Consider the following 25,190-nt stretch of genomic DNA (forward strand, 5'->3'; position numbering starts at 1 on the left):
TACGTGACGCGAGCCAAGGAGCCTTTTCGATGACCACCTGCCGACTCTGCGGCTCGGCCCATCTCGCCAGTGTCGTCGACCTAGGGGCGACGCCGCCGTGCGAACGGTTCCTCACCGCGGAGCAGCTCGCGGAGCCGGAGCCGACATACCCCCTGCACCTGCGAGTCTGCACCGAGTGCCGGCTCGCCCAGATCCCGCCCCTGATCACCCCGGAAGAGACTTTCACCGAATACGCGTACTTCTCGTCGTATTCCGCCTCCTGGGTCGAACACGCGAAGACCTTCGTCGACGGTGCCGTCGAGCGGCTGGGGCTCGACGAGTCGTCGTTCGTCGTAGAGGTCGCCAGCAACGACGGATATCTGCTCAAACACGTTGTGGCGCAGCGGATCCGCTGTCTTGGCGTGGAACCCTCGGTGAACGTGGGCCAAGCCGCGCGTGACGCCGGGGTGCCGACGAAGACCGCTTTCCTCGGCCCCGAGACCGGGCGTGCGGTCCGCGACGAGCACGGTCCCGCCGACCTCGTCGTGGCGAACAACGTCTACGCGCACATCCCGGACATCATCGGTTTCACGCACGGGCTGCGCGCCCTGGTCGCCGACGACGGCTGGGTCAGCATCGAGGTCCAGCACCTGCTGACGCTGATCCAGGAGAACCAGTACGACACGATTTATCACGAGCATTTCCAGTACTACACGGTGGAATCCGCGCGCCGGGCCCTCGCGCGCGGCGGATTGTCCGTTGTGGACGTCGAACTCCTGCCCACACACGGCGGTTCGATCCGGTTGTGGGCGCGCCCGGACGCCGTCGCCGGCGAGCCGAGCGAGCGGATGACCCAGGTCCTCGACGCCGAGAAGGCCGCCGGATTGCACGAAATGTCCGGCTACACCGAATTCTCCGAGCGGGTCACCAAGGTCCGGCTCGAGCTGAACAAGTTCCTCACCGACGCGGCGCTCGAAGGCAAGACCGTCGTCGGTTACGGCGCCCCCGGCAAGGGGAACACGCTGCTGAACCACTGCGGTATCCGCCCGGACGTGCTGCGGTACACCGTCGACCGGAACCCGTACAAGCACGGCCGCTTCACCCCCGGCACCCGGATCCCGATCCTGCCGCCGGAACGGATCGAAGCGGACAAGCCCGACTACGTGCTCGTCCTTCCGTGGAACCTCCGGAAGGAGCTGACCGCCCAATTGTCCTTTGTGGACGAATGGGGCGGAAAACTGGTCTTTCCCATCCCGCACCTGGAAATCGTCGAGGTGAAGTCGTGAAGGTAGTCCTCTTCTGCGGCGGCTACGGCATGCGGATGCGCAACGGAGACGCGTCCGACGTGCCCAAGCCGATGGCCATGGTCGGCCCCAGACCCCTGATCTGGCACGTGATGCGGTACTACGCGCATTTCGGCCACACCGAGTTCGTCCTCTGCCTCGGCTACGGCGCGCACCACATCAAGGAGTTCTTCCTCAACTACGAAGAGACCACCTCCAACGATTTCGTCCTGCGCAACGGCAAGGCGGAACTGCTGTCGACCGATATCGCGGACTGGTCGATCACCTTCGTGCAGACCGGCCTCGAATCGGCCATCGGAGAGCGGCTGCGCCGGGTGCGCCCGTACCTCGAGGGCGACGAGATGTTCCTCGCCAACTACGCCGACGTCCTCACCGATGCCCCGCTGCCGGAGATGGTCGAGCGCTTCACCGATTCCGACGCCGGCGCGTCGATGATGGTCGTGCCGCCGCAGTCGTCGTTCCACTGCGTCGAAATGGGCGAGGACGGCCGGATCGGCGCGCTGACCCCGGTCAGCGAGATGCCGCTGTGGGAGAACGGCGGGTACTTCGTGCTGCGCCAGGAGATCTTCGACCACATCCCCGAGGGCGGCGACCTCGTGGCCGACGGCTGCGGCGAACTCGCCAAACAGGGGAAACTGCTCGCGTACCCGTATCGCGGGTTCTGGAAGCCGACGGACACCGTCAAGGAACGCGTCCAGCTGGACGACGCCTACGCGCACGGCGACCGTCCGTGGGCGTTGTGGGAGCACGAACCTGCTCCGGTGAGCATCGCGTGATCGGACTCGGTACCGGCGGGATCGAGCGGATCGTCGCGCTGGGCGCGCATTGTGACGACATCGCCATCGGCGCGGGCGGCACCCTGCTCACGCTCTGCGCCGCCCACCCTGGTGTCCGGGTGGACGCGCTCGTCCTGTCCGGTGGCGGCACGGAGCGGGAGACCGAGGAGCGAGCCGCGCTCGCGGCCTTCTGCCAGGAGGCTGACGTCGACGTCACCGTGCTCAAACTGCCCGACGGCCGGTTCCCCGCGCACTGGGAAGAGGCCAAGAACAGCCTGGAAGAGCTGCGCCGCCGCACCGACCCGGACCTCGTCCTCTCCCCGCGCACGGCGGACGCGCACCAGGACCACCGCGGGCTGGCCACGCTGGTGCCGACGGTGTTCCGCACCCATCTCCAGCTGGAGTACGAAATCGCGAAATGGGACGGCGACCTCGCCAAACCCACCGCGTACGTGCCGCTCACCCCCGAGATCGCCGAACAGAAGGTCCGGCTGCTGCAGGAGCACTACGCCTCGCAGCGGCACCGGCCCTGGTACGACCGGGAAGCCTTCCTCGGCCTCGCCCGCATTCGCGGAATCGAATGCGGGCAGCGCTATGCGGAGGCCTTCGACCTCAAAAAACTGACGCTCGACCTCACTCCGAAAGGCTGAAAGCCATGCGTGTGCTGCTGACCGGGCACAAGGGTTACCTGGGCACGGTGATGGCCCCGGTGCTGGCCGCCGAAGGCCACGAGGTCGTCGGCCTCGACTCCGGTCTCTTCGACACCTGCGTGCTGGGCCCGAAGCCCGACGATCCCAAGGGCTACGAAGTCGACCTCCGCGACGTCACGGCCGAGCACGTGACCGGGGTGGACGCGGTGATCCACCTCGCCGCGCTGTCCAACGACCCGCTGGGATCGCTGGCGCCGGAGCTGACCTACGACATCAACCACCGCGCCTCGGTCAAGCTCGCGAAGCTGGCGAAGGACGCCGGGGTCAAGCGGTTCCTCTACGCCTCGACCTGCTCCGTCTACGGCGCTTCGGGCGGAGACGGCCTGGTCGACGAGGACGCGCCGCTGCGCCCGGTGACGCCGTACGCCGAGTCGAAGGTGCGGGTCGAGGACGACCTCCACGCACTCGCCGACGACGATTTCACCCCGGTGTACATGCGCAACGCCACCGCGTTCGGCTTCTCGCCGCGACTGCGGTCGGACATCGTGCTCAACAACCTCACCGCGCACGCCCACGTTTCGGGCGAGATCCTGGTGCTGTCGGACGGGACGCCGTGGCGTCCGCTGGTGCACGCCAAGGACATCGCGCGCGCCTTCGAGGCCGCGCTGGTCGCCCCCAAGGCGGCCGTCCACGACAAGGCGTTCAACATCGGCACCGAGCGCAACAACGTGACCGTGGCCGAGATCGCCCAGCAGGTCGTCGAGGCCGTCCCCAGCGCGAAGCTGCGGATCACCGGCGAGTCCGCGGGGGACCCACGCTCCTACCGCGTCGACTTCTCCCGCTTCCGCGAGGCGATCCCCGGTTTCGAATGCGACTGGTCGGTCAAGGACGGCGCGCTCGACCTGATCTACGCCTACCGCACGCACGGCCTGACCGCGCACGACTTCAAGAACCGCTTCACCAGGCTGGCCACGCTCAACGCGCGGACCGCCGCGGGCGAGATCGACGAAACCCTGCGGCGACGGTGATGACGCGCGAACCCCTGGACACGGGCGCCGACCTGCGCGAGCTGGTCGAGCGCCTGTATCCGCTCTGCCGCAGCATCACCGGCGACGGCGTCCGCGCCACGCTGGAGATCCTCGGCGAGCACATCCCGCTCGACGTCCACGAGGTGCCGACCGGGACCCAGGTGCTCGACTGGACCGTTCCGCAGGAGTGGAACATCCGCGACGCCTGGGTCAAGGACCCGTCCGGCCGGAAGGTCGTCGACTTCCGGGAGTCGAACCTGCATGTCGTCGGCTACAGCGTCCCGGTGGCCGAGACGATGCCGCTGGCGGACCTGCGCGAGCATCTCCACACGCTGCCCGAGCAGCCGTCGCTGGTGCCGTACCGCACGAGTTACTACGCGCCGACGTGGGGTTTCTGTCTGGCGCAGGACACGCTCGACGCGTTGCCGAACGGCGACTACGAGGTCCGGATCGAGTCCACTTTGGACGACGGACACCTGACCTACGCCGAGCACGTGGTCCCCGGCGAGGTCACCGACGAGGTGCTGGTGTCGTGCCACACCTGCCATCCGTCGCTGGCCAACGACAACCTCGCGGGTATCGCCGTCGCCGCGGCGCTCGCGCAGCGGCTGGCCGCACGGAAACCGCACTTCACCTATCGATTCCTCTTCATGCCGGGCACGATCGGCGCGATCACCTGGCTCGCGCGCAACACCGAACGGCTCGGCAAGGTCAAGGCCGGGATCGTCCTCGCCTGCGCGGGCGACCCCGGATCGCCGACCTACAAGCGAAGCCGCCGTGGGGACGCCGAGATCGACAGGGTGCTCGAATTCGTCCTGGCCGGGAGACCGCACAAGGTCCTGGACTTCTCGCCGTACGGCTACGACGAACGGCAGTTCTGCTCGCCCGGGTTCAACCTCGGTGTCGGCTCGCTGACCAGGACGCCGTACGCCGGCTATCCCGAGTACCACACCTCGGCGGACAACCTGGATTTCGTGTCCACCGAAGCGATGGAGGACACCCTCGCGACCTTGGGCGAGGCGTTCTCCGTACTGGACCGGAACCGCCGCTACGTCAACCTGAGCCCGTACGGCGAGCCACAGCTCGGCAAACGCGGGCTCTACGACTCTCTCGGCGGCCGAAGCGACGCCAAGACGGCCCAGATGGCGATGCTCTGGGTGCTCAACCTCTCGGACGGCGAGCACAGCCTGCTCGACGTCGCCCAGCGATCCGGTCTCCCCTTCGATTCCGTCGTCGCCGCCGCTCACGCGCTGCAGGGCGCCGGATTGCTGAAGGAGTGACGCCGGTGGCAGGCGGCAGACATCGGGCGACACTGGCCTCCGGGGCCGTACGCGCCATGGCGGGCAGGCTCAGCTGGGGCCTCGGCGACCAGGCCGTTTCGAGCCTGACCAACTTCGCGGTCGGGCTGTTCGTCGCGCGCTCGCTCGGCACGTTCGCCTTCGGCATGTTCAGCCTCGCGTGGGTGACCTACGGCGTGGTGCTCAACCTCTCGCGCGGCCTGGCCACCGACCCGATGATGGTGCGTTTCTCCGCGGTGTCGGAGGAAGCCTGGCGCCGGGCGGTGTCGCGGGCGGCGGGGACGGCGATCGGTGTCGGCCTGGCGACCGGCCTGGTCAGCATGATCGTCGGGTTCCTCGCGGTGCAGCCGCTGGGCGGCGTGTTCGTCGCGCTCGGCGTCGTGCTTCCCGGGCTGATGCTGCAGGACGCGTGGCGGTTCGCGCTGTTCGCCAAGGGCGACGGCAAGAAGGCCTTCGTCAACGACACGGTGTGGGGTGTCGTGCTGATCCCGGCGCTCGGCATCGCCTCGCATTTCGGCACCGTGGTCGCGTTCGTCCTGGCCTGGGGCTTGGCCGGTGCGGTCGCGGCGGTCTACGGGATGTTCCAGACCGGCATCGTGCCGAGACTTTCGGAAATGACGGGCTGGGTGAAGGAGCAGCGCGACCTGAGCGTGCGCTACCTGATCGAGAACGTCAGCAACGCCGGCTCGTCGCAGCTGCGCGCTTACGGACTCGGGGCCATCGCGGGGATCACCGCGGTCGGCGCGGTCCGCGGTGCCGAGCAGCTGCTCGGGCCGTTCCTGGCCCTGCTGATGGGCCTTTCGCTCACGACGGTGGCCGAAGGCGCCCGTGTCCTGCACCACGCCCCGCACCGGCTGAAGCACTTCTGCGTGGTGCTCGGCGGCGGCCAAGCGGGGGCGGCCCTGCTGTGGGGACTCGGATTGCTGCTGCTGGTACCGCACGACGTCGGGCGCTGGATCATGGGCTCGGTCTGGGACGCGGCGGAACCGCTGATCCTGCCGGTCACCCTGTCGGTCACCGCCGCCGGCTTCATCGCGGGCGCGGCCGCCGGATTGCGTGCCCTCGGTAACGCCAAACGCAGTCTCCGCGCCCAGCTGGTCGCTTCAGTGGGCTATGTGGTCTTCGGGATCATCGGCGCCTACATCGACGGCGCCGAAGGTGCCGCGTGGGGCTCGATGCTCTCGGTCTGGCTGGGCGCCGCGCTGTGGTGGTACCAGCTCCGTGTCGCGTATCGCGAGTACCGGCCGGCCGCGCCACGCACCAACGACGAAGAGGTGGGAACGGTATGACCCAGATTCCACGGCTCAGCATCGGGCTGCCCGTCTACAACGGCGAGGAGTACCTGTCCGAATCGCTCGACGCCCTGCTGGGCCAGAGCTACGAGGACTTCGAGCTGATCATCTCGGACAACGCTTCGACGGACGGCACCGAAGAGATCTGCCGGGACTACGAGCGCCGCGACGCCCGGATCCGGTATCTGCGGCTGCCGAAGAACGTCGGCGCGTCCCCGAACCACAACCGCGTCCTCGACGAAGCCCGCGGCGAGCTGTTCAAATGGGCGTCCCATGACGACCTTTATGGCCGTGACCTGCTGAAACTGTGCATCGAGGCACTCGACGAGCGACCGGAGACGATCGTCGCCCACAGCTGGCAGGCCATCATCGACGACCACGGCGCGGTGACCCACAAACTCGACTACCCGCTGGCGACGGACTCGCCGCACGCGCCGACGCGGTTCCGCAGCCTGCTGTTCGAAACCGGCGGCGACGACTTCTACGGCGTGATGCGCACGAACGTGCTCCGCCGGGTCAAACCGCTCGACAGCTATCACCACGCCGACCGCACCTATGTCGCCGAACTGAGCCTCCACGGCCCGTTCCACCAGGTCCCCGAGGTGCAGTACTTCCGCCGCGACCACCCCGGCCGCGCCGAGCGGGCGAACCCGAGCATCCGGAAGCGCTGTTCGAACCTCGACCCGCGGCGTGCCGACCCGGTGCGGAACCCGATGCCGCGGCTGATCGGCGAGTACATCGGCGGCTTCGTCGGCGGTATCCGCCGGGCGCCGCTCTCCTCGGCGGACCGGCGCGAGTGCTACCGGCACCTGGCGTCCTGGCTGGCCGACCGGTCCCGCGGCCGGAACGAGGACCGCGCCGAGGACGCCGAACCCGAAATCGACGGAATGAACATCGACGCCGTGGTCCCTGGACGGCAGAGGAGGACGTCGTGACCTCTCGCTCCGGAGCGAGAAAGCGAAGACATCCCCGAGTGGGCTTCTTCGGCCTGCTGGGGGCAGGGAACATCGGTAACGACGGATCACTCGAGGTCGTCCTCGAGTACGTACGACAACGACATCCGGAGGCGGAACTCAGCTGCCTCTGCTCCGGACCGGAACTGGTCGAGGCGCGCTACGGCGTCAAAGCGGAGTCACTGCTCTGGTACCACTCGCGCAACCGCGACGCGACGGGGGTGCTCGCGGCCCTGCTGAAGGCCGTGGGCAAGGTCGCCGACACGATCAAGATCCTCACCTGGACCCGCCGGTGCGACGTGGTGATCGTGCCCGGCGCCGGCGTCCTCGAAACAACGCTTCCCTTGCGGCCCTGGGGTTTCCCGTACGCGATGGCACTGCTGGGGGTGTCGGGCAGGCTGTGGGGGACCAAGGTCGCGCTGCTCAACGTCGGCTCGAACGTCATCCGCCAGCGAACCACACGGTGGCTCTACCGGATCGCCGCCCGCTCCGCGCACTACCGGTCCTTCCGCGACGAGCTGTCCCGCGACGCCTGGCGCGAGATGGGGCTCGACACCACGAAGGACGACCTCTACCCGGATCTGGCGTTCGCGATGCCGATCCCCGCCGGGCGGCCGTCGGACGTCGTCGGGGTCGGCGTCATGGAGTTCCACGGGGGCAACGACGACCGGCGCCGCGGCGAGGAGATCCGTTCGTCCTATGTGGCCGCCATGAAACGGTTCGTGCGCAGGCTGGTCGACGACGGGCGGGAAATCCGGCTGCTCACCGGCGACGAGATCGACGACCCCGTCGTCGAGGAGATCTTCGCCGATCTGCGCGAGCAACGGCCCGGCCTCGACCCGAACCGGGTGACCGCGGCGAAACTACCCACGCTCGGCGACCTCGTCACCGAGATCGCCTCGCTCGGTGCCGTCGTCGGGACGCGCTATCACAACGTCTTGTGCTCGCTGAAGCTCGCGAAGCCGACGATCTCGATCAGCTATTCGCAGAAGATGGACAGCATCATGGCGAACATGGGGCTGGCGGAGTACTGCCAGTCCGCGCGCGCAGTCGACGTCGACCTGCTCGTCCGGCAACTCGCCGAACTCGAGGCCAAACCCGAGGAGTTCTGGCAGCGCCTGCGTGATCGGAGCGCCGCCAAGGGGAAGCTGCTGGAGAAGCAGTACGACGTTCTCGACAAGACGCTGTTCCGCGAATCCGAGGAGATCCGATGAAGGTCGAAGCGGTTACCGAAATCGAAGGTGCCTACCTCTTCACGCCGACACCGTTCGCCGACGAGCGCGGGTTCTTCAGCCGCACCTTCGACAGCGAGGTCGTCGCGTCGGTCGGCATCGACCCCGGCGGCTTCGCGCAGGACAGCCTTTCGCGCTCGCGCAAGGGAGTCGTGCGCGGCCTGCATCTCCGTGGCGGACGCGGTGAAGCCAAGCTGGTCCGCTGCTCGTCCGGGGCCATCTTCGACGTCATCGTGGACCTGCGGCCGGACTCCCCCACCTTCCGGACCGTGAAAGGGTTCGAACTGTCCGGGGAGACTCAGGTCTCGCTGTACATCCCGGCGGGCTGCGCGCACGGATTCCAGGCGCTCACCGACCCCGCCGACATCTCCTACCGCATCGACCGGCCGCACGATCCGGCCGAGGACATCGCGATCTCCTACGCCGACCCCGAACTGGCCATCCCGTGGCCGCTCCCGGTCAGCGCGGTGTCCGAACGTGACGCCCACGCTCCCCCTCTAGCCGCCGCACTGACGACCACGAGGTGATCCCGTGAACCGCCCATTGCCGCGCTCCGACCAAGCGAACGAACGACTGCACCGGGCGATCCCCGGTGGTGCGCACACCTACGCCAAGGGCCAGGACCAATACCCCGACGACTGCTCGCCGGTCATCGCGCGCGGCCTCGCCGGCCACGTGTGGGACGTCGACGGCAACGAATACATCGAATACGGCTCGGGGCTCCGCGCGGTCAGCCTCGGGCACGCGCACCCGCGGGTGCTGGAGGCCGTCCGCACCGAAATCGAGAAGGGCGGCAACTTCGTCCGGCCGTCCATCATCGAGGCCGAAGCCGCGGAGCGTTTCCTCGCCGCCGTGCCGACCGCGGAGATGGTGAAGTTCGCGAAGAACGGCTCGGACGCGACCACGGCCGCCGTCCGCCTGGCCCGTGCGGCGACCGGACGGGCGCTCGTGGCGATCTGCCGCGATCACGCGTTCTTCTCGACCGACGACTGGTTCATCGGGACCACGCCGATGTCCGCCGGGATCCCCGGCGACACGACGGAACTGACGGTTTCCTTCCCCTACGGCGATCTCGCGGCCACGGAAGAGCTGCTGCGGACGCACGAGGTCGCCTGCCTCGTCCTGGAACCCGCGACCCAGACCGAGCCGCCTCCTGGGTATCTCGCCGGTCTGCGCGACCTGTGCGACCGGTACGGCTGTCTGCTGGTGTTCGACGAGATGATCACCGGGTTCCGCTGGTCGGACGCCGGGGCGCAGGGGCTGTACGGCGTCAGCCCGGATCTCTCGGCGTTCGGCAAGGCGCTGGGCAACGGTTTCGCGGTCTCGGCGCTGGCGGGCAAACGGGAGTACATGGAACTCGGCGGGCTGCGCGATCACCGCGAACGGGTCTTCCTGCTTTCGACCACCCACGGCGCCGAGACGCATTCCCTCGCCGCGGCGATCGCCGTCTTCGACACCTATGCCGAAGAAGGGATCACCGCGCGGCTGCACGCCCTGGGCGACCGGCTCGCCGCCGGGGTCCGCGACGTCGCCGCGAGCGCCGGGGTCGGCGATCACGTGCTCGTGCGCGGCAGGGCGAGCAACCTGGTCTTCGCCACGCTCGACGAAAAGGGTGAGCCGTCGCAGCCGTACCGGACGCTGTTCCTGCGGGAACTGATCACCGGCGGGGTGATCGGGCCCTCGTTCGTGGTCAGCGCCGGGTTGACCGAGGCCGACATCGACAAGACGATCGACGTCGTCTCCCGGGCCTGCACCACGTACCGGAAGGCCCTCGAATTCCAGGACCCGACGCCGTGGACGGGCGGCCGTCCGGTGAAACCGGTGTTCCGGAGGTTCGCGTGATGACCACACTTTCGTGTCCATCCGGTGTGCTGCGCGGTGACTTACCTTGAAACCCATGACTTGGGCAAGAACGACGGCGCTCACGCTGTCGGTGGTCCTGACGGCCGGCTCCTTCACCGCTGTGGCATCGGCGGCCGAGGCGCCGGCCGTCTGCGCGTCCGGGCCGGCGAGTTTCCCGAAGCCGGACAACGCCGTCGTCGTCGATCCCGGCGAACACCTCGCGATCGAGACCTCCGCGCATCCGCCGGGGACGACGTTCTGGCTCAGCACCGGGACGCATATCCTCGCCGACGACCCATACAGCCAGGTGATCCCGAAGGACGGCAACGTCTACATCGGCGCACCCGGCGCGGTTCTGGACGGCCGCGGCATCAACCGGGCGGCGTTCACCCAGCACGCCAAGGACGTCGTGATCCGCGGGCTGACGATCCGCGGCTTCGTCGCACAGCAGGACCAGGGCGTGGTGAACCACGATTCCGGTGAGCACTGGGTGATCGAGGGCAACGTCATCGAGCACAACCGCGGCGCGGCGATGATGGCCGGGCCGCGGCAAGAGGTCCTCGGGAACTGCCTGCGGAAGAACGGGCAGTACGGGATCAACGCCTACCGCGCGGGCGGCGGCATCACCGGGCTCGTGGTGGAGGGCAACGAGATCGCCTGGAACAACACCGAAGACTGGGAGAAGAAGCAGCCCGGCTGCGGATGCAGCGGCGGGGCGAAGTTCTGGGCCGTCGACGGCGCGGACATCCGGGGAAACTGGGTGCACCACAACCACGGCGCCGGGCTCTGGGCGGATACGAACAACAACGACTTCATCATCGAAGACAACACGATCGAGGACAACGACGCCGAGGCGCTCTTCTACGAGATCAGCTACAACCTCATCATCCGCAGCAACACCTTCCGCCGCAACGCCCTGGTGCTGGGACGCGATTTCGCCGCGCGGGGCAACAACTTCCCGATCTCCGCGGTGTATCTGAGCGAGTCCGGTGGAGAGCCGCGGATCTGGGCGCGGACCGACATGATCGAGATCGCGGAGAACGAGTTCGAGGACAACTGGGGCGGCCTGACGCTGTGGGAGAACGCCGACCGGTTCTGCAACAGCCCCTCGAACACCTCGACCGGAACCTGCACCCGGGTCGTCGCCTCGCCGTCGGACTGCGCGCCCGAATCGATCGCGCTGCCACCGGCGTACGACGACTGCCGATGGAAGACCCAGCGGGTCAACGTGCACGACAACGTCTTCCGAAGCGCGCCCGACTGCACCGGGCTGTGCGGGCGGATGGCGGTGCTGGCGAACTACGGCACTTATCCGTCCTGGTCGCCCTATCGGGGCAACGTCGTGTCCGAGGCGGTGACGTTCCATCAGGACAACGAGTGGTTCTCGAACACCTACGTCGGGCATTGGTCGTTCGTGGCGCATGACGCGTCGCGGTCGCTGGACGTGACCGCCTGGCAGGCGGCTCCTTACCGGCAGGACCCTTGCAGCACCTTCGACGGCGCCGGCGGCGGCTGCCCGGCCCGGTGACCGAAGGCGCGACTCGCGTGATCGGAGCCGTAACTCGCGTGCTTGAAGACGCAACTCGTGGAGTTGCCCCCTGGGAGCGGACACCTTGATTCCAGACGTTGGTCTGGAGGGAGGATGTCCTGGTGTCTCGCAGGTCGAAGTATCCGGAGCAGTTCCGTCGTGACGCGATCGAGCTGGTCAACACGAGTGACAGGCCGTTGCGTCAGATCGCTCGTGAGCTGGGTGTCAATCACGAGACCCTGCGGTCGTGGGTGAATACCGCCAACCAAGCCGTGGAAGTCGGGCCGGTGGAGGATCCCGCGGTCACCGACGAGGTCCAACGACTGCGGAAACAAGTCGCTGAGCTGCAGAAAGAGAAGGAGATCCTGCGCAAAGCAGCCGCTTATTTTGCCAAAGAGATGGATCGATGATCTACCGCTACCGGTTCATCTCCGAGCATCGCGCCCGAGTTCGGCGTGAAGCGGCTATGCCAGGTCCTGGGTCTGCGCCGGCAGGGCTTCCACGAGTGGGCCGCCGCCGAGGCGGCCCGGGAGGCCGCGGCGGAACAGGAGCGGGAGCTGATAGCGGTGATCGCCTCGATCCACACGCAGCACCGGGGCGCCTATGGGCAGCCCCGGATCACCGCGGAGCTGCGCCGCCGCGGACACGTGGTGAACCACAAACGAGTCGAGCGGCTGATGCGGGAGCAGGGCCTGGCCGGGATCACCCGCCGCAAACGCCGGAGCCTGACCAAACCCGCCGCTGCTGCGGTGACACCGGTGGCGGACGTGATCCGCCGTGATTTCACCGCCGAGCATCCTGGCCGTCGGTTCGTCGGGGACATCACCTACCTGCCCACGTTCCAGGGCTGGCTTTACCTGGCCACGGTGATCGATCTGCACAACCGCGAGATCGTCGGTCACGCGATGGGCGATCACCTGCGCACAGACCTGGTCTGCGACGCGATCACCCTGGCCACCGCACGCGGCCGGATCCGCCCCGACGCGGTGTTCCACTCCGACCGCGGCGTCCAATACACCTCCGGCCAATTCCGCGCCGCGCTCACCGAACACCGGATCCGGCCCTCGATCGGACGGACCGGGTCCTGCTACGACAACGCCGTCGCCGAAGCGTTCTTCGCCACCCTCAAAACCGAGATCGGCACCACCATCTGGCGCACCCGCCACCAGGCACGACACGACCTATACCGCTACCTCCACTACTACAACCACAACCGTCTACATTCGACACTCGGCCACCGCACGCCCCACGAAACCCGAACCAGCTACAGTCACCAACAAGCCGCGTGAAAACCCCGTGTCCGCCATCCGGGGGCAACTCCACTCGCGTGCTTGGACGGACGACACACGTGATCAGACGGACGACACGCGTGTTTGGAGGGACGACACACGTGATCAGGCGGCCGACTCTCGGTGGTCACTCCCGCGTTCGCGTGTCGTCCGTGCAATCACGCGTGTCGTCCGTGCAATCACGCGTGTCGTCCGTCTGATCACGTGAGTTACGCTTTCGGTCACGCGATTGGTCGGCTGAATGCGGAAGTCAGGGCTTCGTCAGGAAGAAGTAGGCGTAGCGCTCGTCCAGCTCGTTCTTCGGCATCAGCTGGATCGCCTGGGGCGTGAACCCGCACCGCTCCGCCAGCTGCCAGAAGGCGTCGACGCGGTAGGTCGTCATCGCCGCCAGCCCCGAGCGGTACGAACGACGGCGCGGCCGGGTCCGCCAGGTGCCGGGGTCGTACTTGACCTGGATCAGCGCGAGCCCGCCGGGGACGAGCAGTTCCCGTGCGATGCGCAGCAGGCGTTCGCCGTATTCCGGCGTCGGGATCAGCTCGAAAACGTAGAAGCTCACATAGACGTCGCAGGGTTCCTTCACCACCGAGAGCGCGGCTTCCGGATTCGCGACGTCGATCTCGACGGCCTGGAACGGGGTGTCACAGACGCCGGCGACCTGCTTCTCGCATTCGGCGAGCGTCTCGGCCGAGATGTCGACGCCGACGAATTCCTGGGCACGCGGGGCGAAGTGGATGGCGTTCGCGCCGCCACCGCAGCCCCATTCGACCACGCGATTCCACGGCCGGTCGAAGCCCGCGAGCCGGGCTCCGCCTTCGAACATGTCGAGGTGCCGTTTCCCGATTTCGGCCCAGAGGTCGTTGCCGTCGAAGGTGTCGGACTCGCGCCAGTGCGAATTGTCCTTCCATCTCTTCTCGCCGGGCGAGTTCCAATAGCCCTGTGCGTCGGCCGAGATGGCGGACTCGGACTGTTTGGCGCCGACCGTCGCCAGCGCGCGCTGGCCGAGGTCCTCCGCCCGTGCGGCGATCTTCTTGGCGGCATCGAGGAGGGACATGGGGAGCCGTCCTTTCGCTGTGCGGTGTTCGAGGAATACCGTTCACTGCGTTCGCCGGGTCGCTCCTTTGTCGATGAGCAGTGCGGTCACCGGAACCACCGCGAGTGCCACACCGAGGCCGCCCAGCGTGTCAGTCGGGTAGTGCGCGCCCATTGTTACCTCGGCCCAGCCCATCGCGGCCCCGGCGACGACGACCGCGACGACCAGCAGCACCGACGCCGGACCGCGCCGAACGCCGCCGAGTACGCCGAGCGCGGCGGTGAAGGTCAACGCGGCGGCGAAACCGGTGTGCCCACTGGGATACGCCAGGAATTCGCCGTGGATGTACCGGCCGGTGACCGGTTTCAGCCCGCTCGTCAGCCCGACGGTGAGCAGAACGGCCACCACCCCGGTGACGGCGGTGCGCGGCCGTCGCGAATACCAGCACAGGCCGAGGAACACGGCCATGGTGACGATCGCGCCGACCGGTTCGCCGACGAAGTCGATCACCGTCGCGATCGTCCACCAGGGGTCGCCGGACCAGGCGAGCGCGTCGACCAGCGTCGCGTCCGGCCCGGTCGGCCCGGAGGTCCCGGCGTAGACCAGGCCCAGCACCAGAGCACCGAGGCCACCGGCGACGGCCAGGACGAACGCGGCCGGGCGGAGCGCCGGCGGCAGGGCCGGGTTCACTCCGCGGCCACCCGCCCGATCGCGTCCTGGTAACCGCCGATCAGCCGCTCCAGCCCCACTTCCGGGGTGAATTCCTGCTCGTAGACCAGCCGTGCCGCCAAGCCGAGTTCGCGGTTCCGGCCGTCGTCACCGACGACCTCCCGCAGCCGCCGCGCCAGCGACTCGGCGTCGCCGGGTTCGTGCAGCAGTCCGGTCACGCCGTCCTCGACCAGTTCGCGGAACGCGCCGTGCGCGGCCGCGACGGTCGGGACCCCGGCGGCCATCGCCTCGACGACCACCAGTCCGAACGTCTCCAGCCATTCCGACGGCGCCACCGCCACCGCCGCGCGAGTGACCAGTCCGGCGCATTCCGCCTTGCTCCGCAGCCCTTCGTAGCGGACGTCGTCGCGGCCTTCCGCCCAGCGCGCGACTTCGTCCTGCATCGGGCCGGTACCCGCGATCACCAGCGGCATGCCGAGCCCACCGGCCGCGGCGATCCGGTCCCAGGCCGCCATGAGCAGGCCGATCCCCTTCTCCGCGGTGATCCGGCCGAGGAACAGCACGTGCTCGCCGGTACCGGAGCGCCGGATGCCGGGATCGGTGACGAAGTTGTACTTCACCGCCAGCCGTTCGGCGGGCATTCCGGCGGCGACCAGCACCTCGCGTTGCGCCCGTGAGATGCAGAAGAACCGGGACACCCCGGACCACCAGCGGCGCCGGTTGAGCATCAGGCTCGCCGCCATCGGCACGGTCGCGAGCGCCGATCCGCGATAGCAGCCGTGCCGCACCGCGGGCACCGGTGTCCGGCCGACGCAGTCCGTGCACACGTGCCCGTCGCGGTACAGCGTGCCCGGCGGGCAGATCAGGGTGTAGTTGTGCACGGTCGCGACGACGGGCACGCGCGCGTCCGCGCACGCCGCCAGCACCGACGGCGACAGCAGCGGGAACGTGTTGTGGACGTGGACGACGTCCGGCCGGTCTTCGGTCAGCCGTCGGACGAGATCGGCGCGCACCGCCCGGTTCCACGGCACCTGGAGCGGGACGACGGCCTTGCGCGGCAACGACATCGCGGAGATGTCGTCGCTGCGCCGTTCGAACAGGCCGACGTCGTGCCCGGCGGCCGCGAGCAAGGCGACCTCCTGATCGACGACGTTGTTCTCCCCGCTCGGCTGCTCGGACCGGTAACGGTTGTGGACCACGAGGACCTTCACACAGGCTCCTTGGCCGGGACGAAATTCTTCTCGGTGACAGGCACCCGCACCAGCAGCGACGCCGCCAGCGCCAGATGCAGCAGGTACGGCGACGCGTCACCGAGACCCGCCTCGGTGTAGGACGCCGAAACGCAGTAGGTGATCAGGAAGATCGCGCACGCCCTGGCCAGCGACGGTGGCCGTAGCGCGGCGACCACGATCAGCACCAGCATGAAGGCCGCGACGATCGCGATCCCGACGTAGCCCTGTTCGTGGTAGACCGCGAGCCAGCTGTTGTCGATGGGCAGGCCGATGTAGGACTTGTTCGTCAGCCCGACACCGAACACGTACTCGCCGAGGGTGCGCGGGTCGGACAGCAGCGCGTCCCACACCTTCGCGCGGCCGGTGAGGCTGGAGAAGTTCTCCGAGCTCTGGCCGCGCAGGAACCACGCCTGCACCAGCGAACCGAGGACGACGGCGGACACCGCGCCGATCAGCGCGACCCCGGCGAACACCTTCCTGGCCCGCGCGCTGGACATCCAGAGGGAGAGCAGCGCGATCAGCACGCCGGCGACCAGGCCGAGCGTGGCGGTGCGGGTGTGGGTCAGCAGCAGGATGCCGGTCGAGGGGACGATGACGATCAGCGCGTTCACCCGGTCGAGCTCACCGCCGAGCCACAGCAGCAGCGTGAGCCCGATGACCACCGCCGAGTACTGCCCGACCTGCGGCGGGGTCAGCGGCCAGATGGTGCCGGTCAGCCGTCCGCCGTACTCCTCGGCCAGCGCGATCCCCGGTGACGCGGCCAGCCCGATGACGACCGTCAGCAGCACGACCGAGTAGGTCCGGATGTGGTGCCGCACGAGCCGGATCCCGCCGTCCCACCAGCGGGTCAGCAGCCACAGCGTGCTGACGAACAAGCCGAACCGGAAGCAGCGGAACAGCGCGCCGTACCCGACTTCGAGGTTCAGGCTCGCCATCAGGCTGAGCACCACCAGGATGCTGAGCAGCAGCAGGTACGCGCTCGGCCGGATCCGGAGCCGGGCGTTCAGCGCCAGGGCGACGCAGAACGCCAGCACGAGCGAGCCCATGGTGACCAGCTGGATCACCGAACGCGGGATCGGGATGACGGTCGTCGCGCCGGTGGAGCCCAGCGTGTTCAGGATCAGCAGCGCCCACACGAGGGCGACGGCCTTCGGCATGCCCGGCGACTGCGAGGAACGTTCGCCCCGGGGCAGATGCGGGAAACGGGTCCGTGGCCGCATGTCAGCCTCCCCCTTGACGGCTGTAGGTCGATCCGGCGTCCTGGTTGTACGGGCCGCCCTGCCATTCTCCGATGCTCAGGTTCCGGCTCGGTTCGAAGGCGACGAAGTTCCACGGCCCGACGTAGGTGTTGTCGCGCCACTTGTTGCCTTGGGCGAAGGTGATCGCCTGCTGCACCACTTCGCCCTGGTACGGCGACCAGTCCGGGTACGTGCCGAAGTTCGCGAGCACGGCCATCCGCGCGCAGGTGTTCTCGCAGCCCGCCACGGCCGGGTCGAGGACGAACCGGTTGTGGTGGATCTCGACGCGCTGGGTCTTCCAGCGGCAGTCGTCGAACAGCGGGCCGGACGCGATCGCCGGCCGGGCGCAGGTCTCGTGGTCCGGCACCAGTTTCGTGCACGACCCGGACGAGGTGTTGGCGGGGCTGTTGCAGAACCGGTCCGAGTTCTCCCAGAGCGTGATGCCGTTCCAGTTGTTCTCAAGGACGTTCCCGGCGATCTCCACCTTGTCCGTCCGCGCCTTCACCCTCGGTTCGCCGCCGGATTCGGAGATGTAGATCGCCGCCACCGGGAAGCTGTCGCCTCGGTCGATGAAGGTCTTGCCGTCCACGCGGTTGTTACGGCGGAGGGTGTTGCCACGGATGACGGCGTTGTAGCTGGTCTCGTACATGAGCCCGGTGCTGTCGTTGCCCTCGACGAGATTGCCCTCGATCAGGAAGTCGTTGTTGTTCGTGTCGGCCCACAACCCGACCCCGCGGTTGGCGTGCACCCAGTTGCCGCGGACGTCGGCGCCGTCGACGGCCCAGAACTTCACGCCGCCGGTGCAGCCGCAACCGTCGACCTTCTTCTCCCAGTCACCGGTGTTGTTCCCGGTGATCTCGTTGCCTTCGACGACGAGCCCGGTGATCCGGTTCCCCCCTTCGTAGGCGTTCATCCCGTACTGCCCGTTGTTCCGCAGGCAGTTCCCCCGCACCTGCTGCCGCGCGCCCGCCATCAGGCCCGCGCCTTCGTTGTCCTGCACCGTGTTGTGCTCGATGATCCAGCCGGGAGCGGAGTCGTGGTTCACCACGCCCTCGTCGCGCGGGGCCTGGAATCCGCGCACCGTGAGGTACTGGATCTTGACGTCGGCGGCGCTGCCGGAGAAGGCGTACTGGTTGATCTTCCGGCCGTCGAGAACGGCTTCCGGTGCGCCGAGGTAGACGTTCCCGGCCTTCGGCTGGACCTGGTCGAACCGGTCGTCGCCGAGCCGGTGCGTGCCGGACGCCAGCCAGAACGTCGTACCCGGCCCGCTCGCCCGGGTCTTCGCCACGAGATCGCCCGCGACGGCCGGATCGACCGTCACCGCTCCCGCCGGTGCCGCCGCCGGACCCGGCGGCGGTTTGCCGCATACCTGCGCCACCGCACCGGATGGTGCTCGCCCGGGGTCGGGCGGTGCGCCCGCCTCGTCGGCGGGGTCCGAGGTGCAGGCGGCCAGTGCCGTCACGGCCAGCAGGATCGGCAGGACGGTACGGCGGAAGCGGTGCGGTCGAGCCGTCACAACGGAGGTCCTTCGGGGTCGAAGGTGAGCATCGTGGTCATCTCGGTCGAGGCGGTCCCGGCGCCGATCAGCGTCCACGCGGGCTCGCGGCGGCCGAACCCGGCCGAGTACCAGCCGAGGGGCGGGGTGGTCTCGCCCCGGTGCGCGGACCACCTGAGCTGCGAAGGGAGTTCCATCGAAGCGCTCCGTTCCCGGCCGTCGGCCGTCCACGACAACTTCGCCGTCGCCCCGGTGAGGACGACCTCGACGGCCGGGCCGAAGTGGAACGCGAGGCGGCACGGCCGGGTCTCCCCGCGGACCTCGTCGAGAATCCGCAGTTCAGTGCCGTTCAGCTCCACCGAACGCCGGTGGATCGACGGCGCGTAGCCGTCGTGTTCCGCGCTCCAGCGTGACGGCGTGCCCGCCGCGATCACGGTCGTCGCGGCGTGTTTCGTCCACAGGAACGGGCCACCGGAGACGGACTGGTCGGTACCGGCGAGTTCGAGCGTGTTGTGCCCGGCCGTGGACCGGAAGTACGACCGCCACTTCGGCTCACCGTGGTAGCAGTAGGTCCCGGGGTCGGCGAGGATGTCGACGCCGTCGTGCCGGACCTCCACCGAGAGCGCGTCCGCGTGCGCGTGCGCGGCGATGGACAGGAAGCCGTGCGGCCCGCCGTCGCAACGGCACCAGATCGCGCCGTCCCGCAGGATGGTCATCCCGGCGTCGGCGAAGTCGTCCCGCCGCCGTGATGGACGCCGCGCGCCGACCCGGATGTCCTTGGCCAGCGCGGAGAAGAGCTGCGTGCGAACGTCCCCGCCCGGTGTCTCCGGCCACCAGTCCAAACGTCCGAAAAGGACGGATCCGGTGTCGAGCAGCGACGCCCAGCGGCTCGTCTCGGCACCATCGACGATGAGCCCGAAGCCGTCGTCCGCGTCACCCTGCCTCGGCGGACGCAGCCGGTTGTCCACAATGGACGCCAGAGCGTCGGTCATCCGGAGCAGCACGAGCCAGGTCGACTCGGGCACCGCGACCCCGGCGGACTTCGCCTCCAGCGCCCCGGCGAGCCCCAGTTCCAGCACGAGCCCGTGGTACTCGGTGGCGAGTTCCCGGTTGAGCCCGGAGTCGAAGGTGTTGTGCCGCAACATCTTGTCGAGTGACGCGAGTGCCGTGTCCCGCCAGCGGGCGGATTCCGGGAACCAGGCGAACGCGCAGGCTGCGGCGAGCTGCCCCGCGTCTTCGGCGATCACGTGGTTGTTCGCCGACGAGCCCCGGCTCGGGAACGCCGTCAGCCAGCGCTGGTGGTGCCAGATCTGGCCGAGCGCCACGGGGTTGTCCTCGAACAGCGCAGGCGCCTGCGCCCAGCCGTCGAGCAGGCGCCGCACCCAGACCCACGACAGCAGCCGGATGCCGAGTTCGATCCCGCTGACCCAGTGCACCCCGCGCATCGGCGGGTTGGAAGCCCACCACGACTTCAGGTGCGCGGCGACGCGTTCGGCGTACCGGTCCTCGCCGGTCAGGGCGTACGCGGCGGCCAGCACGGTGAGGTGCTGGTGCCGCGACGGCTCCCAGATCTGCTTGATGTCGCCGACGGCGTCCTCGCTCCGGTAAGGGATGTCGAAGGAGTACACGTCGGACGGCGCGCGGCGGCCGGTCTTCGGGTCGTACGACCAGTCCGGGGCGACGAGGTCGTCCCGCTCGACGCCGAAGTACTCGGCGCGTCCGTCCATCAGCCGGTCGGCGGTGACGAGCAGGTCCTTGACGGCTTCACCCGATACGGCGGCGAGGACGTCTTCACCGGGCGCCGTCACGAACCGGCGCTCCGGCAGCCAGGCGGGCTTCTCCCCCGCGACCCCGCGCCACTGGCGTTTGCGCACGACGTCGGTCACCCGGCCGGCGATCTCGGCCGGCCCCATCCGCGACAGTCTTCGGAGGTACCAGGAGGGATCCATCAGCCGAGTCCGATCCGGACCGGCATCCCGGTCTCCAGGCTGCGGTTGACCGCGAGCGTGGCCAGCGTCGTCGAAACGAGCGACTCGACCGAGACCGGCATCGCGACACCGGTGCTCAGCGCGTCGACGAACGCTTCGAGTTCGGCCGCCTGCCCCTTGTCCCGGCCCTTGGGGATGCGCGAGCTCGCCCACTTCTTGCGGCCGAACACCGACGCGCGCGCGAAGTCGTCGAACTTCAGCACCTTGCCGTCGGCGGTGAGATCGATCGTCTCCTTGGGAAACGCCGATGAACCGCTGGTGGTGTACGCGATCGACGCGGTCGAGCCGTCCGGGTAGCGCAGCAGGATCTGGAGGTCCTGGTGCCCGGGCGTCGCGGTGGCATACACGGAGACCGGGTCGGAGCCCACCAGCCAGCTGACCGTGTCGATGAAGTGGCCGCCCTCACCCGCGAACCGCGAGCCCTCGCTGTCGGCCTGGTTGTACCAGCTGTTCGCGTCGAGCTGCCCGGCGTTGACCAGGTACCGCACGGAAGCCGGGCCGATCCGCGGGCCGAACTGGCGCACCGACTCGTTCAGCAGCGGGGCGAACCGGCGGTTGAAGCCGACCTGCAGCCGGTCGTTGCCGGATTCCTCGATCGCGCCGAGCACGATCTCCAGTTCCTTCTCCGACAGCGCGAGCGGTTTCTCCACGAAGACGGCCTTGCCCGCGAGCAGCGCGCGCCTGGTCAGTTCGGCGTGTGAGCTGTGCCTGGTCACGATGAACACGGCGTGGATCGAGTCGTCTTCGAGCATCGCGTCGACGTCGGTGGAGGCGCGGGCGAAGCCGAACTTGCGCTTGGCGTTCGCGCCCGAGAGCGCGGACGTGGTGACGACTTCGAAGAGGTCGAGGTACTCCATCTCCACGAGATGCGGGAGAAGCATCGAGGACGCGTAGTTGCCGGCACCGATGAAGCCGATCCGCAAGCTGTCGAGCTTCGGCACCGCGCGGCTCGTGACGGGCTTGGGCAGCGAAACCGCGGTGACGGGCTCGGTGGTGGTGGCGGCGCGCTTCTCGTACTCGAACAGCACCGCGACGGCCTTGAGTTCGCCCTCGTTCAGCTTCCGGTAGGTCTCGACGGCGTCGGAGAAGGCCGAGACGTGCGAGATCAGCGGCTCGACGTCGAGACGGCCGCTGCCCATCAGGTCGACGACGCATTCCAGGTTGCGGCGCTCGGTCCAGCGGACCTGGCCGATCGGGTAGTCGCGGCCTTCGAGTTCGTACTCCGGGTCGTAGCGGCCGGGGCCGTACGAACGGGAGAACCGGACGTCGAGTTCCTTTTCGTAGTAGGCGTTCCACGGCAGGTTCAGCGAGCACTTGCCGATGTCGATCACCCGGCCGCGATCGCGGGCCAGCTTCGCGGCCAGCTCCACCGGCTCGTTCGTGCTGCCGCCCGCGGCGAGGTACACCTGGTCGACGCCGTGCCCGGAGCTGATCTCCGCGACCGCGGTGTCGATGACACCGGAGCCGGGATCCCCGCATTTCAGCGCCCCGAGCCGTTCGGCGAGCGCGCACCGCGCCGGATCCGGGTCGACGCCGACCACACGGACCCCGGCGGCGACCAGCAACTGCACGACCAGCTGGCCGATCAGCCCGAGCCCGATGACCAGCGCGATGTCGCCGATCTGCGGTTCGCCCTGGCGGACCCCCTGCATCGCGATCGAGCCGACCGTGCCGAACGCGGCGTGCCGCGGGTCGACGCCGTCGGGCACCTTGGTGTAGAGGTTCTTGGGCACCCAGTTCAGTTCCGCGTGCAGCGCGTGCTCGTTCCCCGCGCACGCCACGTGATCGCCGACGGCGACGTCGTCGATGCCCGCGCCGACCTCCTCGACGACGCCGCACAGCGAGTACCCCAGCGGTGTGTACGAGTCGAGTTTGTTCATCGCCTTGCGGTACGTGGCGCCCAGCCCGTTCGTCGCGACGCTCTGCATCACCTTCGCGACCTGATCCGGCCGGGCCTTCGCCTTGCCCACCAGCGAAAGGCTCGCCTCGGACACCTTCATCATCTCGGTGCCGGTGGAGATCAGCGAATAGGCGGTGCGCACCAGCACACCCCCCGGTTTGCACGCGGGCACTTCGACGTCGAGGAGCGCCAGCTCCCCGCTCTTGTAGTTCTGCACTACCTGCTTCACGTCGCTCCTAGTGATGGATAAGGCAAGTGGTGTGACGGCTGCGGTACCGCGTCGGTACAGGTGTTCGTGAGTGGCGTTTCGGGTTGCCGAAGGGCAAGGCAAAGGTGCCGGGTGTCGCGAAGGGGAATTTCGCTGCATCGGATGCGGGGAAAGTCCCCTTCACCCGTGCTCCAGGCGCTGCCGACACGCCTTGACCGTGAGGCACGCAAGGAACCCCATCGGCGTCGTATCACTAGAACCCGAATCATGTCTCACCTTGCCGAGCCGAAACGGCGCCGCGATACCAGTACTCGAGGGTCAAGATGTGCCAGAGATGCTTGGACCGGTCCTGCTGCCCGGACGCGTCTTCGTCCACGAGCTTCCGCAGGGCCTCACGACGGAGGAACCCGGCCTTCACCAATTCACCTTCGTTCGTCACCTCGCGCACCAGGGGCGCGAGGTCGCGGCTCATCCAGGCCCGCAGCGGCGCGCTGAACAGGCCTTTCGGCCGGTGCACGATCTCGGCGGGAAGGATGGACAGCGCCGCTTCCTTCAGCGCCATCTTTCCTTGGCGCTTCACGATCTTCCGGTCACCGGGGATCCGGAACGCGGCCTTCACGACCTCGACGTCGACGAACGGCGTCCGCACCTCGGTGGAGGCGGCCATACTGGACCGGTCGGTGTAGGCGAGGTTGAGCCCCGGCAGGAAGAGCCGGGAATCGGCGAGACACATGCGGTTCACGAAATCCGACAACGTGTTGTCGTGATAGGTGTCCGCGTGCTCGGTGAGCACGTCGCCGACCGCGCCGGCGAGGTCCGGGTTCAGCAGACCGACCAGTTCCGCTTGGTCGTACATCGTGTAGCTGCGCCGGAACGCGGTCTCCTCGGGCAGCTCCGCGAACGAGAGGAACCGCTTGGCGAACCGGACGGACCGGAACCCGCGCTTCGATGTCGCCACCGGCAGTCTGTCCACAAGGGACTCCACCGGACGGCGGACAAGACCCGGAACCCGTTGGTACTGAACGGCGAGCGTGTTCGCGAGATGCTTGCGGTATCCGGCGAACAGCTCGTCGGCGCCCATGCCCGAGAGCATCACCTTGACACCGGCCTCGCGGGCGGCGGTGCAGATCAGGTAGCTGTTGATCGCCGCCGGGTCGCCGATCGGCTCGTCGAGGTGGTACGTCATCCGCGGCAGCAGATCCAGCACCTGCGGCGCGATCTCGATCTCGTGCAGGTCGACGCCGAACTTCGCGGCGACCTTCTTCGCGTACATCAGGTCGTCCGGCATCGCTTCGAACTTCGCGTCCTCGGCCCGGAAACCGATGGTGTACGCGGAGATCCCCGGCCGTTCACGAGCGGCGATCGCGGTCAGATAGCTGGAGTCGAGCCCGCCGGAGAGGAACGTCGCGACCGGCACGTCCGCGATCAGGTGCTTGCGCGTCGAGTCCTCGATGACGGCGTTGAGGTCGAAGTCGCCTTCGTAAGCCGCGCCTTCCTCGGCGACCTGGCGCAGCGACCAGAAGGTGCCGCGTTCGACGTCGCCGTTCGGCCGGAACCGCGCCCAGCTGCCCGGCGGCAGCTTCTCGGCCTCCTTGAACGCGCAGCGGCCGTCCGGGACCCAGTAGTAGAGCAGGGAGGCGACGAGCGCGGTGTCGTCGACGGTCAGCGATCCGCCCAGTTCGGCGGCCAGCGCCTTCAACTCGGACGCGAAGGCGACGCCCTTGCCGCGGCGCACCAGGAACAGCGGCTTGATCCCCAGCTGGTCGCGGACCAGCACCAGCTCACCGGACCGCTCGTCGAAGACACCGAACGCGAACATGCCGCGCAGCCGGTGCAAGCCCTCGGTGCCCCACGCACGCCAGGCTTCCAGCAGGACCTCGGTGTCGGACGTGCCCCGGAAGCGCACACCGGTGGCTTCGAGTTCCTTCCGCAGCTCCGGCGCGTTGTACAGCTCGCCGTTGTAGGTCAGCGCGAGCCCGTCCTTGACCATCGGCTGCGCGCCGGTCTCGGTCAGGTCGACGATCGACAACCGCCGGTGTCCTAAGTGGACTTCCCCGTGGTCGTAACTGCCCGAACCGTCCGGGCCCCGGTGGGCGAGTGTCTTGGTGAGCCGATCCCGTAGCGGTCCCCCGTCCGGCCAGTGGTAGGCCCCTGCGATGCCGCACATCTGCTTTCGCTCCCCTTCTCTAGCGGTGAACCCGCGACCGCGGCCGACGTCGGCAGGGCGCTGGCCGTCGTTTCACGTCACGTCCGGTTCGG

21 protein-coding genes are annotated in these 25,190 nt (G+C 68.5%); 13 read left to right on the forward strand and 8 right to left on the reverse strand.

Features of this window, described 5'->3' with window-relative positions:
* Positions 1 to 29 precede the first annotated feature (29 nt).
* From BLW75_RS21095 to BLW75_RS21155, 13 genes are all read left to right on the forward strand, one after another.
* Positions 30 to 1,265 (forward strand): class I SAM-dependent methyltransferase, encoded by a 1,236-nt coding sequence (locus tag BLW75_RS21095; protein WP_034324199.1) that lies wholly within the window; start codon positions 30 to 32, stop codon positions 1,263 to 1,265.
* Entirely contained in the window at positions 1,262 to 2,059 is a 798-nt protein-coding gene (locus BLW75_RS21100) for a sugar phosphate nucleotidyltransferase (protein WP_034324196.1), read from the forward strand. The genes BLW75_RS21095 and BLW75_RS21100 overlap by 4 nt, the downstream gene beginning before the upstream one ends.
* Positions 2,056 to 2,709 (forward strand): PIG-L deacetylase family protein, encoded by a 654-nt coding sequence (locus BLW75_RS21105; RefSeq protein WP_034324193.1) that lies wholly within the window; start codon positions 2,056 to 2,058, stop codon positions 2,707 to 2,709. Before BLW75_RS21100 ends, BLW75_RS21105 begins: the two co-directional genes overlap by 4 nt.
* 5 nt (positions 2,710 to 2,714) lie before the next feature.
* Complete coding sequence (locus BLW75_RS21110) at positions 2,715 to 3,737, forward strand: NAD-dependent epimerase/dehydratase family protein (protein ID WP_034324191.1); 1,023 nt, start codon at positions 2,715 to 2,717, stop codon at positions 3,735 to 3,737.
* Complete coding sequence (locus BLW75_RS21115) at positions 3,737 to 5,017, forward strand: DUF4910 domain-containing protein (RefSeq protein ID WP_034324188.1); 1,281 nt, start codon at positions 3,737 to 3,739, stop codon at positions 5,015 to 5,017. The genes BLW75_RS21110 and BLW75_RS21115 overlap by 1 nt, the downstream gene beginning before the upstream one ends.
* A 56-nt stretch (positions 5,018 to 5,073) precedes the next feature.
* Positions 5,074 to 6,324 (forward strand): MATE family efflux transporter, encoded by a 1,251-nt coding sequence (locus BLW75_RS21120; RefSeq protein ID WP_091597997.1) that lies wholly within the window; start codon positions 5,074 to 5,076, stop codon positions 6,322 to 6,324.
* Positions 6,321 to 7,262 (forward strand): glycosyltransferase family 2 protein, encoded by a 942-nt coding sequence (locus BLW75_RS21125; RefSeq protein ID WP_034324183.1) that lies wholly within the window; start codon positions 6,321 to 6,323, stop codon positions 7,260 to 7,262. The genes BLW75_RS21120 and BLW75_RS21125 overlap by 4 nt, the downstream gene beginning before the upstream one ends.
* Positions 7,259 to 8,494 (forward strand): polysaccharide pyruvyl transferase family protein, encoded by a 1,236-nt coding sequence (locus BLW75_RS21130; protein WP_091598000.1) that lies wholly within the window; start codon positions 7,259 to 7,261, stop codon positions 8,492 to 8,494. The genes BLW75_RS21125 and BLW75_RS21130 overlap by 4 nt, the downstream gene beginning before the upstream one ends.
* Complete coding sequence (locus BLW75_RS21135; protein WP_034324168.1) at positions 8,491 to 9,039, forward strand: dTDP-4-dehydrorhamnose 3,5-epimerase family protein; 549 nt, start codon at positions 8,491 to 8,493, stop codon at positions 9,037 to 9,039. Before BLW75_RS21130 ends, BLW75_RS21135 begins: the two co-directional genes overlap by 4 nt.
* 4 nt (positions 9,040 to 9,043) lie before the next feature.
* Positions 9,044 to 10,354 carry a glutamate-1-semialdehyde 2,1-aminomutase gene (locus BLW75_RS21140; RefSeq protein WP_034324166.1) on the forward strand — a complete coding sequence of 437 codons (1,311 nt, stop codon included), beginning with the start codon at positions 9,044 to 9,046 and terminating at the stop codon, positions 10,352 to 10,354.
* 55 nt (positions 10,355 to 10,409) lie between these two features.
* A complete protein-coding gene (locus tag BLW75_RS21145; protein WP_034324163.1) occupies positions 10,410 to 11,882 on the forward strand; it encodes a right-handed parallel beta-helix repeat-containing protein in 1,473 nt (490 codons plus the stop codon).
* 122 nt (positions 11,883 to 12,004) lie between these two features.
* Positions 12,005 to 12,292, forward strand: a complete 288-nt coding sequence (locus BLW75_RS21150) for a transposase (RefSeq protein ID WP_034324161.1) — start codon at positions 12,005 to 12,007, stop codon at positions 12,290 to 12,292.
* A gap of 45 nt (positions 12,293 to 12,337) precedes the next feature.
* The gene (locus tag BLW75_RS21155; protein ID WP_091598007.1) at positions 12,338 to 13,171 is read left to right on the forward strand and encodes an IS3 family transposase; all 834 of its coding nucleotides are present in this window, start codon (positions 12,338 to 12,340) and stop codon (positions 13,169 to 13,171) included.
* Between the two features lie 250 nt (positions 13,172 to 13,421).
* Here the strand turns inward: BLW75_RS21155 and BLW75_RS21160 are convergent, their stop codons facing one another.
* From BLW75_RS21160 to asnB, 8 genes are all read right to left on the reverse strand, one after another.
* The gene (locus tag BLW75_RS21160) at positions 13,422 to 14,222 is read right to left on the reverse strand and encodes a class I SAM-dependent methyltransferase (protein WP_091598012.1); all 801 of its coding nucleotides are present in this window, start codon (positions 14,220 to 14,222) and stop codon (positions 13,422 to 13,424) included.
* Between the two features lie 42 nt (positions 14,223 to 14,264).
* On the reverse strand, positions 14,265 to 14,891 hold the full coding sequence (locus BLW75_RS21165; protein ID WP_034310755.1) for a phosphatase PAP2 family protein: 627 nt from the start codon (positions 14,889 to 14,891) through the stop codon (positions 14,265 to 14,267).
* Positions 14,888 to 16,081, reverse strand: a complete 1,194-nt coding sequence (locus tag BLW75_RS21170) for a glycosyltransferase (RefSeq protein WP_034310753.1) — start codon at positions 16,079 to 16,081, stop codon at positions 14,888 to 14,890. The genes BLW75_RS21165 and BLW75_RS21170 overlap by 4 nt, the downstream gene beginning before the upstream one ends.
* Positions 16,078 to 17,322: an O-antigen ligase family protein gene (locus BLW75_RS21175; RefSeq protein WP_395766716.1), complete on the reverse strand. Its 1,245-nt coding sequence runs from the start codon at positions 17,320 to 17,322 to the stop codon at positions 16,078 to 16,080. The genes BLW75_RS21170 and BLW75_RS21175 overlap by 4 nt, the downstream gene beginning before the upstream one ends.
* A gap of 1 nt (position 17,323) precedes the next feature.
* Positions 17,324 to 18,856, reverse strand: a complete 1,533-nt coding sequence (locus BLW75_RS21180) for a right-handed parallel beta-helix repeat-containing protein (RefSeq protein ID WP_034310750.1) — start codon at positions 18,854 to 18,856, stop codon at positions 17,324 to 17,326.
* Positions 18,853 to 20,784: a heparinase II/III family protein gene (locus BLW75_RS21185; RefSeq protein ID WP_034310749.1), complete on the reverse strand. Its 1,932-nt coding sequence runs from the start codon at positions 20,782 to 20,784 to the stop codon at positions 18,853 to 18,855. The genes BLW75_RS21180 and BLW75_RS21185 overlap by 4 nt, the downstream gene beginning before the upstream one ends.
* Complete coding sequence (locus BLW75_RS21190; RefSeq protein ID WP_034310747.1) at positions 20,784 to 22,952, reverse strand: bi-domain-containing oxidoreductase; 2,169 nt, start codon at positions 22,950 to 22,952, stop codon at positions 20,784 to 20,786. The genes BLW75_RS21185 and BLW75_RS21190 overlap by 1 nt, the downstream gene beginning before the upstream one ends.
* 244 nt (positions 22,953 to 23,196) lie before the next feature.
* Positions 23,197 to 25,098, reverse strand: coding sequence for an asparagine synthase (glutamine-hydrolyzing) (gene asnB / locus BLW75_RS21195; RefSeq protein WP_034310744.1), 1,902 nt, complete (start codon positions 25,096 to 25,098; stop codon positions 23,197 to 23,199).
* Positions 25,099 to 25,190 lie beyond the last annotated feature (92 nt).

Source organism: Amycolatopsis lurida, from assembly GCF_900105055.1.
GTDB lineage: Bacteria > Actinomycetota > Actinomycetes > Mycobacteriales > Pseudonocardiaceae > Amycolatopsis > Amycolatopsis lurida.

Coding starts and splice junctions, on each gene's coding strand:
- BLW75_RS21160 (WP_091598012.1), bottom strand. CDS start 14,222: ATGTCCCTCCTCGATGCCGCCAAGAAGATCGCCGCACGGGCGGAGGAC.
- BLW75_RS21115 (WP_034324188.1), top strand. CDS start 3,737: ATGACGCGCGAACCCCTGGACACGGGCGCCGACCTGCGCGAGCTGGTC.
- BLW75_RS21175 (WP_395766716.1), bottom strand. CDS start 17,322: ATGCGGCCACGGACCCGTTTCCCGCATCTGCCCCGGGGCGAACGTTCC.
- BLW75_RS21095 (WP_034324199.1), top strand. CDS start 30: ATGACCACCTGCCGACTCTGCGGCTCGGCCCATCTCGCCAGTGTCGTC.
- BLW75_RS21125 (WP_034324183.1), top strand. CDS start 6,321: ATGACCCAGATTCCACGGCTCAGCATCGGGCTGCCCGTCTACAACGGC.
- BLW75_RS21185 (WP_034310749.1), bottom strand. CDS start 20,784: ATGGATCCCTCCTGGTACCTCCGAAGACTGTCGCGGATGGGGCCGGCC.
- BLW75_RS21110 (WP_034324191.1), top strand. CDS start 2,715: ATGCGTGTGCTGCTGACCGGGCACAAGGGTTACCTGGGCACGGTGATG.
- asnB (WP_034310744.1), bottom strand. CDS start 25,098: ATGTGCGGCATCGCAGGGGCCTACCACTGGCCGGACGGGGGACCGCTA.
- BLW75_RS21135 (WP_034324168.1), top strand. CDS start 8,491: ATGAAGGTCGAAGCGGTTACCGAAATCGAAGGTGCCTACCTCTTCACG.
- BLW75_RS21145 (WP_034324163.1), top strand. CDS start 10,410: ATGACTTGGGCAAGAACGACGGCGCTCACGCTGTCGGTGGTCCTGACG.
- BLW75_RS21120 (WP_091597997.1), top strand. CDS start 5,074: ATGGCGGGCAGGCTCAGCTGGGGCCTCGGCGACCAGGCCGTTTCGAGC.